The sequence below is a fragment of the Mesorhizobium sp. M1409 genome, assembly GCF_040317535.1.
Lineage (GTDB): Bacteria > Pseudomonadota > Alphaproteobacteria > Rhizobiales > Rhizobiaceae > Mesorhizobium.
This window is the reverse complement of sequence record NZ_JAMYKV010000006.1, coordinates 147,574-159,808: the sequence shown is the minus strand read 5'-3', so window position 1 is coordinate 159,808 and position 12,235 is coordinate 147,574. Positions and strand designations below refer to the sequence as shown.

The following is a 12,235-nucleotide window of genomic DNA, read 5'->3' as shown; positions in this document are numbered from 1 at the left end:
CTACCCGTTGTGGACGGCAACCATCAAACCAATGCATGTCGTCCAAAAAATGAGAACCGGTTTGGCGCAACGACATGCAACAAGATAAAACCAAAAACGCGTCGAGCGCTTTTGACCGTGCCACGTTGACATGGCGGAAATCCAGCGTTGCGGCAAGGGCTTGCCGCAACTTGACGGGTTTAACGCTTGTCGCCCAAAAGTGGCCCGGTTTTGGGCTAGCGACATGCATAAAGCCAAAGACCTTTAGCTCAGAACGGATTCCACGTCGCGCGCTCGGTAAGCTTCAAATAGCCGAGATTGACGCCGAGCCGGGCACCGACGCCGGTACGGATCGGCACCAAAATCACATTATTGTTCTTCAGCACGTTGAAGCCGACACCTGCCACCACATAGGCCGAGCCGGCGACGCCGCCATAGCGGTTGTAGAGGCTGCCCACATCATCGAGATTGTAGACCAGCATCATCACCCGTGAGCCCTCGCCGCCGAAGTCCCAGCCGAGCGACGGGCCTTGCCAGAATACTTTGTGATCGCCGGCATTCTTGGTGTAGAGCGTGCCTTCGCCATAGGTCAGACCGCCGATCAGCGCGCCCGAGCCCTCCTCGCCCAGCAGATAGCCGTTGGGCAGGCCGTAGGAAGCAAAGATCTTCTCGACGACCGTGGCGAGCCCGCCCGATGTCGCGCCGAAGAACTTGTGACCGGAATCGACAATCTCCTGAGCGGTGTATTCCTGGGCCCGTAGGGCTGAAGTCGAGAAGGCGAGAACGCCCATGAGCGCAATCGCCATTGAGATGACACGAACAACCGTCCGGTCTGGGACACGGAAAAAAGTCCGGCCATAGAATCGGGAAAACATGCTTCCAATCTCCGTCAGGGAGCACCTTCGCCGACGCCTCGCACCCCGTACGGCTCTTTTAGCCGGCCGTTAAGGGTAACTGTTACGGGCAAACTATGCCGTAATCCTTTTTCAACCATTAAGCTCCCACATGAACATGGCGGTTCAAAGGCTGTTTAGGGTCGCTCAAGTGGGGTCGGCAGCCTTCGTGAACGCCATTTGCCATAGCCACAATTTGGATTTGTTGCTGCACGCACGGACGCTGTGTATTCAGAAAGTCCGAGGAGAGAGAGCGTGATTCGTGTGGGCAGGCGACGATCGATCGCTCGGCCATGAATTGTAAAATTTTGCTGGGATTTTCGCCGATGGCCGATCTGTTCACCCTTTCCGCACCCGATCTGGCGGCGCTTTTGTGCAGCCGGGTCTGCCACGACATCATCTCGCCGGTCGGCGCGATCAACAATGGGCTCGAACTGCTCGATGAAGGCGGCGCCGACGAAGACGCCATGAAGCTGATCCGTCAGAGCGCCCGCAACGCTTCGGCCCGCCTGCAGTTCGCCCGCATCGCCTTCGGCGCCGCCGGCTCGGCCGGCATGCTGATCGATACCGGCGATGCCGAAGCGGTCGCCATCGCCTTCCTCAAGAACGAGAAGCCGGAACTGACCTGGAACGGGACCCGCGCGCTGCTGCCAAAGAACAAGGTCAAGCTGCTGCTCAACCTGATCCTCGTCGCCAACGCCGCCATTCCGCGCGGTGGCAAGCTCTCGGTGACCCTGGAAAACCTCGAGACCGAGCCGCGTTTCGCGCTCGCCGCGGCTGGCCCGATGCTGCGTGTGCCGCCGAAATTCCTCGAACTGCATTCCGGCCACAAGCCGGAAGAACCGATCGACGCGCATTCCGTGCAACCCTATTACACGCTGCTTCTGGCGCGCGAAGCCGGTATGACGATATCGATCCACGCGACGCCTGAAGAAATCGTGTTTGCGGCGGTCTGATAGCGCGGTCGAGAAGCCAAAGTACTTTTACATCGAAATCTGTAATTCCGGCTGATTGGCATGAAATTCGTTTAGTTGCCTAGGCGGCATTGAAGCATTCGCGAATAAAAGTCAGCAGCCGCCATCTTTGCAAAAATTTTACCTAACGCCTTTTCGGCTTCTTTACCGGATTGGCCTATGGTGCCTCTCGATGCCCCCGACGCTGCCGGATTGCCAGACGGCAAAGAGGACCCGGAAATGAAACGCTGCATGTTCGTCGACGATTCAAGCGTCATCAGGAAGGTTGCAAAACGTATCCTGGGCGGCTCCGAAATGGTTATCATCGAGGCCGCCAGCGGACTTGACGCGCTGGAGATGTGCGCCGCCGATATGCCCGACATCATCGTCGTCGACGGCGCCTTGCCTGACGTGGCGGCGGTCGATCTCATCCGTCGCGTGCGCGCCATGGAGAGCCCGATAAAGCCGCAGATCCTGATTTCACTGGTCGAGCTCGATATCGCTTCGATCATGCGGGCCAAGCGCGCCGGCGCCCAGGGCTATCTCTTGAAGCCGTTCAACCGTTCGCAATTGCTTGAGCGTTTTAGCGCCTTGAGGATCGCGCCTGATTCGGCGGTGGTGAGCAATTCCAGGAAGAGTGCGTGACGGTTTTCTGCTGGTAATTGCGTAAAACGGATGCTTATCAGCCCATCACGCAAAAAACCCGGCAGAGCCGGGTTTTTTATTGAATAAGTTAGAACGTGTTCTTCGCTCAGGCGCTGACGCGGATGTCTTCGGGTTCGCGCAGCACATAGCCGCGACCCCAGACCGTCTCGATGTAATTCTGGCCGCCGGACGCCGCATCGAGCTTTTTGCGCAGCTTACAGATGAAGACGTCGATGATCTTCAGCTCAGGCTCGTCCATTCCGCCATAAAGGTGGTTGAGGAACATTTCCTTGGTCAGCGTCGTGCCCTTGCGCAGCGAGAGCAGCTCCAGCATCTGGTATTCCTTGCCGGTCAGGTGTACGCGCTGGCCGCCGACTTCGACGGTCTTGGCATCGAGGTTGACCACGAGATCGCCGGTGGTGATGACCGACTGGGCGTGCCCCTTGGAGCGCCGCACGATGGCATGAATGCGGGCGACCAGCTCATCCTTGTGAAACGGCTTGGTCATATAGTCGTCGGCGCCGAAGCCGAGGCCGCGTACCTTGTCCTCGATACCGGCCATGCCGGAGAGGATGAGGATCGGCGTCTTTACCTTGGAAAGGCGAAGCGTCCTCAAAACCTCGTAGCCCGACATGTCAGGCAGGTTGAGATCGAGAAGGATTATGTCGTAATCGTAGAGCTTGCCTAGATCGACGCCCTCTTCACCGAGATCGGTCGTGTAGACGTTGAAACTTTCCGATTTCAGCATCAGCTCGATGCTTTGTGCGGTTGCACTGTCATCTTCTATCAGCAGAACACGCATTTCATTCCCCTTTTCTGCTGCCGGACCATTTCACGACCCGTCCGGACCCGGAGCAGTGGTTGCCTTGTGCAGAGGCTGCCATTAAATGGTTAACAAAACCTAATTTCCCGTCCATGACGGTACCAGATTTTTTAACCTCTTTCTACACCCTCTTGAATCTAATAACGAATCTCAGAACCAAATCCTAATGCAACACATCAACAATCTGGACTAAGTGACTCCAGGGACTCATCGACATCGCTTCCGCATCGGCGGCCGGAATTTTTACCCGGCCTTAAGTCCTGACCCGTATGATTAACAATGCCCGTAAACGAATGGTTACCGCCGGCAAAAAACTTTAGGGTTTTGTTTCCCATAGTTCGGGGAAAGGCGGTGGACACGGGTGCGGCCTGGGCCCTTCCAGGTGGTTTGGACGATAAGTGCGGGTGTGCGTTTCCGGGAGTACCGAATCATGAAGTCACGTGAAAACCTCGTTCGGCTGAAACAATTTCAGGTGAATGAGAAGCGGCGGCAGCTGCTGCAGCTCGACATGATGATCGCCGAGTTCGAACGCATGGCCGTCGAGCTGGAGCTTCAGATCACCGCTGAAGAAAAGAAGGCCGGCATCACCGACATCAACCATTTCGCCTATCCGACCTTCGCCAAGGCGGCGCGTTTGCGCCGCGACAACCTCAGAAATTCGCAAAGTGACCTCGCTCAGCAGCGAAGCACTGCCGAATCATTACTCGGCGAAGCTGAAGCGGAGCTTTCCAAGGCGGAAATGCTGGAATCGCGTGACACCAAGATCCGCGAAGCCGAAGTCGGCGGCCGCAGCGCCATGATCGGCTGAAGCCCGGCCCGCACGCGGCTCCGGCGCTTGCCAACCCGGCGGGCGCATGACCTCGCCCAGCCTTGGCGGCAAGGTCGCCAAGAGAACTGGAAGCCACCTAGGCGGCCAAATCGCCTTCATATTCGGCAGCCGCCCGCGCCCTGGCATCTTGATGTCCGGTGCATGCTGTTCCGCCCATGACCGTATCTGGGTAAGCAGCATCTGGGTAAGCAGCCCCGCCAGGCTCTGGCCGAGATCCGTCAATTCATATTCGACGCGCGGCGGGATCCCCGGGAAGATCTCGCGCCGCACCAGTCCGTCACGATCGAGAACGCGCAGCGTCTGCGTCAGCATCTTCGGCGTGATGCCTTCGAGCTTGCGGGCAAGCTCGCCATTGCGCAGCCGGCCTTTGCGCAGCGCGCAAACCACCAGATAGACACCCGCGGCGCGATCGTCTCGCTCGACCGTGAAGCGAGATCGGCGATGTTGAAGAAGCGGATACGCGCTCGCGAAGTCATACGGGAAGAACCAATTCGAGCAGAACCGCTTATCGGTCCTTAAGGTTTCTAACCCAAGATACCGAAGTAAGGGCCGAGGAATACTTGGATTCTTAGATATTGGAACAGAACTCGTGGAACATTCTGGCGGCGTCGAGGAAAAGCGCAGATGGGTTCGAAGGAACGTCAATTTCCTTGTTCGCCTCATCTTTCCATCACATGGCCTGCGCGAAGTACAGAGCAACAATTTTCGCATGCTGGACCTGTCCGAAGGTGGAGCGGCGCTGTATGTCGGCAGCTTTTCCGGCAGTCCGGATTACTTTTACCTGCAATATGGTGATGATAAATCCGAACTGGTGAGCTGCTATCTGGTCCAAAGAACACAGCACGCGCTGAGTTGCCGATTCGCCAGTCCCCTCCCAACCGCACAGATCGACGCTATTATCGCTCAAAAAGAGATGGACCTCACCATCGAAAGTCTTTTTTTGGAGACGAAAGAGGATTTGGTCGACAACTTTCTTGGCTCGTTTGTGAAATAGATTCCCGATCGCTGGGTGCGGCCTTCATCTCGCAGTTTTTAAGAAGAGGGGCGCGATCATGTCTCGCCCTCCGCGGGTCGGCGAGCATGTCCATGTAGCGAAGATCGCGATGGGCTAGGCGAGCGAAGAGCAGCGGTTGCGCCGCCCCTTAACTCACGATCGCCGTTCCTGAAGCGAATTTTGCTAGTGCCGGTATTGCTGGATGCGCGTCGTGCGCAGCCCGGCAAGGCCATATTCGTCGATCGACGCCTGCCAGGACAGGAATTCCTCGGTGGTGAGCTTGTAGCGTTGGCATGCCTCGTCCAGGCTCAAAAGCCCGCCGCGCACTGCCGCAACCACTTCCGCCTTACGCCGGATAACCCAGCGACGTGTATTCGTCGGCGGCAGATCGGCAATCGTAAGAGGACTGCCGTCAGGCCCAATAACATACTTGACTCTCGGTCTAACCAGATCGGTCATCGTACTCTCTACAAAAAACTCAAAGACCCAATCCCCGCCACGTTACCGCCACAGCTTTAAAAATTGCCTAAGCAGACCCTAATGACTAGGTAAGGATCATGAACGCCGCGTTAGTCTTTTCACCGGCATTTGAACCATCTGCCCGCAAACCCTGGTTTGCCGGGGAAGAAACCCCGGTTGGCCCGGGAAATTGCATCCCCTCACGCGGATCGATCGCCCCCATGAATCGCCCTGCCCGCTGGCGCGCCGGTAAAGCTTGACCTATATTCTCGACATTGGCATTGAGACGCCGCGTAGAACGAAAGCATCATGAACAGTCTCGATCTTCCCGGACGTCCCGAAACCAACCGCATCGTCGTCGCCATGTCGGGCGGTGTCGATTCATCGGTCGTCGCTGGCCTGCTGAAGCGCGAAGGCTACGATGTCGTCGGCGTCACCTTGCAGCTCTACGACCATGGCGCGGCGACGCACCGGGCCGGCTCGTGCTGCGCCGGGCAGGACATCGACGATGCCCGCCGCGTCTCCGAGACGCTCGGCATCCCCCATTATGTGCTCGACTATGAGGAGCGCTTCCGCAAGGCGGTCATCGATCCCTTTGCCGAAAGCTATGTCGCCGGCGAGACGCCGATCCCTTGCGTGTCTTGCAATCAGACGGTGAAGTTCGCCGACCTGCTGGCCACCGCCAAGGAGCTTGGCGCCGACGCGCTGGCCACCGGCCACTACATCCGCTCCGGCGCCAATGGCGCCCACCGCGCGCTCTACCGGCCGGTCGACGCCGACCGCGACCAGAGCTATTTCCTGTTCGCCACCACGCAGGCGCAGATCGATTATCTGCGCTTTCCCCTCGGCGGCCTGTCGAAGCCGCAGGTTCGCGCCATTGCCGAGGAGATGGGGCTGACGGTCGCGGCCAAACAGGACAGCCAGGACATTTGCTTCGTGCCGCAGGGCAAGTATTCCGACATCATCGCCAAGCTGAAGCCGACCGCCGCCAATCCAGGCGACATCGTCCATATCGACGGCCGCGTGCTCGGCCGCCATGAGGGCATCCTGCGCTACACGATCGGCCAGCGCCGCGGCATCGGCATCGCTTCCGGCGAGCCGCTTTACGTCGTCCACCTCGATGCCGACCGCGCCCGCGTCGTGGTCGGCCCGCGCGAGGCGCTGGAGACGCACAAGATCTATCTGCGCAACATGAACTGGCTGGGCGACGGACCGCTCGCAGACGTCCCCAGCGGCGGCCTGGAGCTATTCGCCAAGGTTCGCTCGACGCGACCGCCGCGCCCGGCCGTGCTGCATCATCGTGCCGGCGCCACATGGGTGGAATTGGTCGACGGCGAGTCCGGCATCGCGCCGGGCCAGGCCTGCGTGCTCTACTCCGACGACGGCAACGAGGCCCGCGTGTTCGGCGGCGGCTTCATCGAGCGTTCGGAGCGCGGCGCCGAGGCCGAGGCCATGCTGACCCGTCTTGCCGCCAGGCCGGCGCAGATTCCCGCTGAATAGGGGCTCCGTCCTCTCGGAGACCGTTTCGAAATTCGCTCTGGCGAGTCGAGTCATATAGTGGTGTTTTTGAGAACCGGCGCGGAGCGGACATTTGGGTCCGTGAGCACAGTTCTACTGCGTCGACGTAGTAGAACGGGGAAGCGCAGAAAACGCCACCAGATGGCCGCCGGAGTAGAATTTCCAAACGGTCTCAGGACTTGGTGTGGGTGACTGTGCCGGCGGTCAGGATGCGCAGCACCCTGATCGCTTCCTCGCCGCTGGTGCGCGGCTCGGCCCGCGTCTCGATGCAGTGGATGAAATGCTCCAGCTCGCGCGTCAGCGGCATGCCTTGGGCAACCCCGACATAGGACGGCTCATTGGTGGTGAAGGCCCATTGGCCGCTGTCCTGCCACACCGCGTGGCGGTAGACGGCAAGCTTGCGTTCCCATGGCTCGACATCGTCGAACACCGCCATCGCCTTGGTGCCGACCACGGTCAGCCGCCGCTCGCGATAGGGATTGAGCCGCGAGGTGAAGAGATGGCTGCGCAGGCCGTTGGGAAAGCGCATGTGCAGATGCGCGAAGTCGCTGAGATTGTCGAGGAGCGCTGCGCCCTCGCCGCGCACCTCGATCGGCTCGGTGCCGGTGATCGCCAGGATCATCGACAGATCGTGCGGCGCCAGGTCCCACAGCGCGTCGTTCTCGGTGTGGAACTTGCCGAGCCCGAGCCGGTGCGAGTGGATGTAGCGGACTTCCCCGAGCTCGCCCTTGTCGATCAGCCCTTTCAGCGTCTCGAAAGCGGGATGGAATCGCAGGACATGGCCGACCATGAAGACGCGGCCATTGTCCTTGGCCGCCTGCACCGCACGCTCGGCGTCCGCTACCGTCAGAGCGATCGGCTTTTCCACCAGCACGTCCTTGCCGCTCTCGACGGCACGCACGGCAAGGTCGGCATGGAATTGCGGCGGCAGTGCCATGACGATAGCGTCGATATCGTCACGGACGAACAGCTGGTCCGGCTCGATCGCCAGGCAATCTTGCTCGCTGGCAAAGCCTTCGGCACGGGCCCGGTTGGTGTCGGAGACCGCGTGCAGCGCGCCGAGCGCCTTGAGGGTGCGGATATGGTTGCTGCCCCAGTATCCGCAACCGAGGACTGCAATGCGCGGCTTCATCTGTTTCAAACTCTTAAACTCGTGGCCGAGACATAGCGACGTGCCACCGCGAACTCAACCCCGGCGGCGGCAACCAAATCTCCGGGCGACAAAGCTTTTCGATAATGACGATAAGCCGGCAAGCTGGTTGCTTCGAAGCTTGACAGGCTCACCCTCCCAACCTTATATCCGCGCGACCTTGGCGAACGCCCCCGACATGCCTTTCGATTTGAGGCGGATTTCGGGCCTTTCGCCGCCCTGGCGGGGTAGCTCAGTTGGTTAGAGCACGGGAATCATAATCCTGGGGTCGGGGGTTCAAGTCCCTCTCCCGCTACCAAAATTATCCAAAGATATCATAGATTTAGGTGTCACATCGGCACTTAAATTGCCTTCGTTATAGGTGACCCCTATCCTTTATACCGTCTCCATACCGTCGAGGGGTCGATTCAGGCATAGCTGCGACGGTCAACAAAGTTGGCGGGAGTGCCACCCCGGAGGCGCGACATGACCCTCCCCCACACGTCGAAAAGCACACGAAGCCTGGTGCAACCGCCCGGCCCGCGACCGCCGCCGAGCCACCGCAGAATTTTGCCGTTCAAGAGACCCCGCAGCCGCTCCCGGAAATCCAGTTCCAGGACGGCGACGGGCAACCCCAAACGCTTGCCGATTTCCGTGGCAAGGTCGTGCTGCTCAACATCTGGGCGACATGGTGCGCTCCGTGCCGGAAGGAAATGCGACACTCGACAGGCTGCAGGCCAAACTCGGCGGGCCGGACTTCGAGGTCGTCGCGCTGTCGATGGATCGCGGCGGCCCGGACAAGGTGAAAAAGTTCTTCGCCGATATCGGCATCGAGCATCTCGCCCTCAACATCGACACGTCCGGCAAGGCGATGTTCACGCTCGGCGCCCTCGGCCTTCCCATGACATTGCTTATCGACCGCACGGGCAACGAAATCGGTCGGTTGATCGGCCCGGCTGAATGGGATTCGCCCGAAATGGTCGCGTTCATCCGCAGCTATTTCGGTGCCAACTGAGAAAGGAATTCACTGTGACCACTACGGAACTGACCCGTGCCACCGAGACTTCGCGCCGACGCGATGTCCTCTCGACGATCCGCCACGCCTCACAGGCCGCCTCGGCATCGTCGTAGCGGCCGCGACCGTGATCGTCGTAGGCCTTGCATTCAACTGGAGCTGGCTGGTCGCCGTCGGCGTCGCGCCACTGCTCATCACCGCGCTGCCCTGCGTTGCAGTGTGCGCCCTTGGCCTGTGCATGCACAAGATGACGGGCCGCGCCTGTCCGGCCGACGACGCGTCCCTGAAATCAGGCGAAGACACCGATGGACTGCCAACAGTGCCTGCCAATCCGAAAGGCGACGCTTGATGCTTGTCCTGATCCGACACAGGCCAGAGGCTCGGTGCGCTTCGGTCGCTTTGGGCGAATGGATCCGTCGGCTGCGGCACATGGTTGCCGTAGCCGCGCTCATCATGGGCTTTGCACATGGCGCGCAAGCCCACTCGCTCGAAGAACTCGACGCCCTGCTTCAGGGCGACGAGAAGTATTTCCAGACGATCGACAAGCCAGCGCCCGACTTCACGCTGCGCACCGCCGACGGCCGCATCGTGCGACTGGCCGATCTACGCGGCAAGGTCGTCGTCCTCCACTTCATCTACACGTCGTGCACGGACGTTTGTCCCCTGCATGCCGAAAAGATCGCCGAGATCCAGAAGATGGTGAACGGAACGCCGATGAAGGACCAGGTCACCTTTGTCAGCATAACCACCGATCCGACGAGAGACACACCGGACGTGATGCGAAAGTGCGGGCCAATGCATGGACTCTACCCCGTCAATTGGTTGTTCCTGACCACCACCCAGGACCAGCCGGAGGACGTCACCCGCACGCTCGCGGAATCCTTCGGCCACAAGTTCACCAAAACAGACGACGGCATTCAGGCGCATGGCATCGTCACACATGTGATCGACAAGGAGGGCCGTTGGCGCGCGAATTTCCATGGCCTGGATTTCGCACCGATCAATCTCGTCACCTTCGTCAATGCGCTCACCAACAACGTCGAGCGCCCACACCATGAGCAGGAAGAGGGCTGGCTGGCAAAATTGAAGAACCTCTTCTGATGACCGCCACCATCATCATTCGGACGTGCCGGCTGTCCGGCGAAAGAAACAAAGGAAGGAAAATCCCGTGATCCATAGTTCAAGGCAGTTGTTTGGCAAAACGGCCCGTTTCCTCATGCTGGCCAGCGCTACGGTCTGGCTGGTGCTCGGTCCCGGATTCCACAGCCAGGCAATCGCGGCCGGCGAAATATCCCAGGACCAGTTCGACCAGCGGATACACGACTATATCCTCGCGCATCCGGAGGTTCTCGTGCAAGCGCTGCAAAGTCTGGACCAGCGCCAGCGCGAGGCGGAGGCAGCGCAAGCCAAGGCGGTGTTGGTATCGCGCGCCGACGATATCTTCCGCGACAAGCAAAGCCCCGTCGGCGGCAATACGCAGGGCAACGTGACCCTAGTCGAGTTCTTCGACTACAATTGCCCCTATTGCCGTGTGATGGCGCCCATCATGGACCAGGCCGTGGCCGACGATCCGCAGCTCAAAATCGTCTACAAGGAATTCCCTAGCCTCGGCCCGGATTCCCTGTTCGCGGCCAAGGCAGCGCTGGCGGCCGAACGGCACGGCAAATATCTGGAATTCCACAGGGCGCTCTATGGGTCCAGGACAAGGGTGACAGAGGCGGTCGTGCTCAAGATCGCCGCCGAGGCCGGGCTCGACGTCGTCCGCATGAAGACCGACATGCAGCAGTCCGATATTCAGACATTGATCGACCGCAACACGGAGCTGGCCCAGGCGCTTAGGATCACGGGAACGCCTGGCTTCGTTGTCGGCGATCAGATTTTTCCGGGTGCGACCGATCTTGCAACTATGAAAAAACTGATCCGGCAGGCAAGGGCTGCCAAATGAGCCGACAGTCGAGGCGCTGAGCGATGCCCGCGATTTCCAACATCAGCATTCTTGCCGCCTTTGCGGCTGGCATTGTCTCGTTTCTTTCGCCGTGCATGCTGCCGCTGGTGCCGGGCTACGTTTCCTATGTCGCAGGCAGAACGCCAATGAACGGTGCACCCGATCGAACAACCGCAGCACGCTTGTCGACCGTCGGCCTGAGCTTGTGCTTCGTGCTCGGGTTTTCGACGGTCTTCATCGTGCTGGGGGCGAGCGCCATCGCTTTGGGACGGCTGCTGCTCAGCTACCGCGTCAAACTCAACCTTGTCGGCGGCTTCGTCGTCATCCTTTTCGGCGTCTTTCTCATCGGGCTAATCCGACCGAACTGGATGATGCGCGAGGCGCGGTTTCATGCGGCCGCTCCGGGCGGAAGGGCGATTTCCGCCTACGCTCTCGGCCTAGCCTTCGCCTTCGGCTGGACACCCTGCATCGGTCCGATCCTCGGTTCGATACTCACCGTCGGCGCGGCATCCGCCACCGTTGCCGACGGAGTCGCCTTGCTTGCGATCTATTCGCTTGGCCTTGGCGTTCCCTTCCTGCTTGCTGCGCTGTTCACCGACCGTCTGGCGCGGCGGCTGAAGGCGATGCGCCAGACTGGCCAGGTGCTGCAGCCCGCCGCCGGCGCGGTCATGGTCGTCATGGGGCTCGCCATGATCACCGGGCAGATGTCGACGTGCTCGTTCTGGCTGCTCGAACAGTCCCCAATATTCACGCGCATCGGCTGAAGGCCGGGAAAGGGATTTGCCATGATCCGGACAATGTACCCAAACAGACGAACGGTCGTTCTGGGCGGCATTTTTGGCGCCGCTACGGCTGTGGGCTTCATCAAGGATTCATTCGCCGCTGAGGACCCCGCCTTGGTAAGCCGCTTCAAAGACCTCAGCGAAGATGGCAACAGCACCTGCTCGGGCAAGTTCACGGAATCGATCGCCACCATGCCGAGCACGTCGCGGATCAAGAGCTCGTGCTGCAGCCCGATGGACGTTATGTCGAGCAGGTCAATGGCCTGGTCAA

The 12,235-nt window shown here is 60.0% G+C and carries 16 protein-coding genes and 1 tRNA gene; 12 read left to right on the top strand and 5 right to left on the bottom strand.

What is annotated here, in order from left to right:
• Window positions 1-248: 248 nt before the first annotated feature.
• Entirely contained in the window at window positions 249-785 is a 537-nt protein-coding gene (locus NKG99_RS07710; RefSeq protein WP_352865935.1) for a DUF1134 domain-containing protein, read from the bottom strand.
• A gap of 413 nt (window positions 786-1,198) precedes the next feature.
• Here NKG99_RS07710 and chpT point away from each other — a divergent pair, with 413 nt between their 5' ends.
• A complete protein-coding gene (gene chpT, locus NKG99_RS07705) occupies window positions 1,199-1,828 on the top strand; it encodes a histidine phosphotransferase ChpT (RefSeq protein WP_352865932.1) in 630 nt (209 codons plus the stop codon).
• A gap of 237 nt (window positions 1,829-2,065) precedes the next feature.
• Window positions 2,066-2,470 carry a response regulator gene (locus NKG99_RS07700; protein WP_352865930.1) on the top strand — a complete coding sequence of 135 codons (405 nt, stop codon included), beginning with the start codon at window positions 2,066-2,068 and terminating at the stop codon, window positions 2,468-2,470.
• A 106-nt stretch (window positions 2,471-2,576) separates the two neighbouring features.
• Here NKG99_RS07700 and ctrA read toward each other — a convergent pair whose 3' ends face one another.
• A complete protein-coding gene (gene ctrA, locus NKG99_RS07695) occupies window positions 2,577-3,272 on the bottom strand; it encodes a response regulator transcription factor CtrA (protein ID WP_006203583.1) in 696 nt (231 codons plus the stop codon).
• Window positions 3,273-3,723: 451 nt separating this feature from the next.
• On the opposite strand from ctrA, the gene NKG99_RS07690 reads away from it, so the two are divergent.
• A complete protein-coding gene (locus tag NKG99_RS07690; protein WP_056595903.1) occupies window positions 3,724-4,101 on the top strand; it encodes a hypothetical protein in 378 nt (125 codons plus the stop codon).
• On the opposite strand, the gene NKG99_RS35930 is transcribed toward NKG99_RS07690, so the two are convergent.
• A complete protein-coding gene (locus NKG99_RS35930) occupies window positions 3,994-4,785 on the bottom strand; it encodes a winged helix-turn-helix transcriptional regulator (protein ID WP_502910978.1) in 792 nt (263 codons plus the stop codon). The genes NKG99_RS07690 and NKG99_RS35930 overlap by 108 nt on opposite strands.
• On the opposite strand from NKG99_RS35930, the gene NKG99_RS07680 reads away from it, so the two are divergent.
• Window positions 4,712-5,116, top strand: a complete 405-nt coding sequence (locus tag NKG99_RS07680; RefSeq protein ID WP_352866095.1) for a hypothetical protein — start codon at window positions 4,712-4,714, stop codon at window positions 5,114-5,116. The two genes, NKG99_RS35930 and NKG99_RS07680, sit on opposite strands and share 74 nt — an antisense overlap.
• Before the next feature lie 183 nt (window positions 5,117-5,299).
• Here NKG99_RS07680 and sciP read toward each other — a convergent pair whose 3' ends face one another.
• Entirely contained in the window at window positions 5,300-5,575 is a 276-nt protein-coding gene (gene sciP, locus NKG99_RS07675) for a CtrA inhibitor SciP (protein ID WP_013529904.1), read from the bottom strand.
• Between the two features lie 309 nt (window positions 5,576-5,884).
• Between sciP and mnmA the strand changes: the two genes are divergently transcribed.
• Window positions 5,885-7,075: a tRNA 2-thiouridine(34) synthase MnmA gene (gene mnmA / locus NKG99_RS07670; RefSeq protein ID WP_352865928.1), complete on the top strand. Its 1,191-nt coding sequence runs from the start codon at window positions 5,885-5,887 to the stop codon at window positions 7,073-7,075.
• 190 nt (window positions 7,076-7,265) lie between these two features.
• Here mnmA and NKG99_RS07665 read toward each other — a convergent pair whose 3' ends face one another.
• Entirely contained in the window at window positions 7,266-8,225 is a 960-nt protein-coding gene (locus NKG99_RS07665; protein ID WP_352865926.1) for a Gfo/Idh/MocA family protein, read from the bottom strand.
• 239 nt (window positions 8,226-8,464) lie between these two features.
• On the opposite strand from NKG99_RS07665, the gene NKG99_RS07660 reads away from it, so the two are divergent.
• From NKG99_RS07660 to NKG99_RS07630, 7 genes are all read left to right on the top strand, one after another.
• Window positions 8,465-8,541, top strand: a tRNA-Met gene (locus tag NKG99_RS07660).
• A 79-nt stretch (window positions 8,542-8,620) separates the two neighbouring features.
• Window positions 8,621-9,028 carry a TlpA family protein disulfide reductase gene (locus tag NKG99_RS07655; protein WP_352866081.1) on the top strand — a complete coding sequence of 136 codons (408 nt, stop codon included), beginning with the start codon at window positions 8,621-8,623 and terminating at the stop codon, window positions 9,026-9,028.
• Complete coding sequence (locus NKG99_RS07650) at window positions 8,923-9,237, top strand: TlpA disulfide reductase family protein (RefSeq protein ID WP_352865925.1); 315 nt, start codon at window positions 8,923-8,925, stop codon at window positions 9,235-9,237. The genes NKG99_RS07655 and NKG99_RS07650 overlap by 106 nt, the downstream gene beginning before the upstream one ends.
• 127 nt (window positions 9,238-9,364) lie before the next feature.
• Window positions 9,365-9,586, top strand: coding sequence for a hypothetical protein (locus tag NKG99_RS07645; protein ID WP_352865922.1), 222 nt, complete (start codon window positions 9,365-9,367; stop codon window positions 9,584-9,586).
• A gap of 80 nt (window positions 9,587-9,666) precedes the next feature.
• Window positions 9,667-10,338 carry an SCO family protein gene (locus tag NKG99_RS07640; protein ID WP_352865920.1) on the top strand — a complete coding sequence of 224 codons (672 nt, stop codon included), beginning with the start codon at window positions 9,667-9,669 and terminating at the stop codon, window positions 10,336-10,338.
• Window positions 10,339-10,405: 67 nt separating this feature from the next.
• Window positions 10,406-11,182: a DsbA family protein gene (locus NKG99_RS07635; protein ID WP_352865918.1), complete on the top strand. Its 777-nt coding sequence runs from the start codon at window positions 10,406-10,408 to the stop codon at window positions 11,180-11,182.
• Between the two features lie 23 nt (window positions 11,183-11,205).
• The gene (locus NKG99_RS07630) at window positions 11,206-11,946 is read left to right on the top strand and encodes a cytochrome c biogenesis CcdA family protein (RefSeq protein WP_352865916.1); all 741 of its coding nucleotides are present in this window, start codon (window positions 11,206-11,208) and stop codon (window positions 11,944-11,946) included.
• Window positions 11,947-12,235 lie beyond the last annotated feature (289 nt).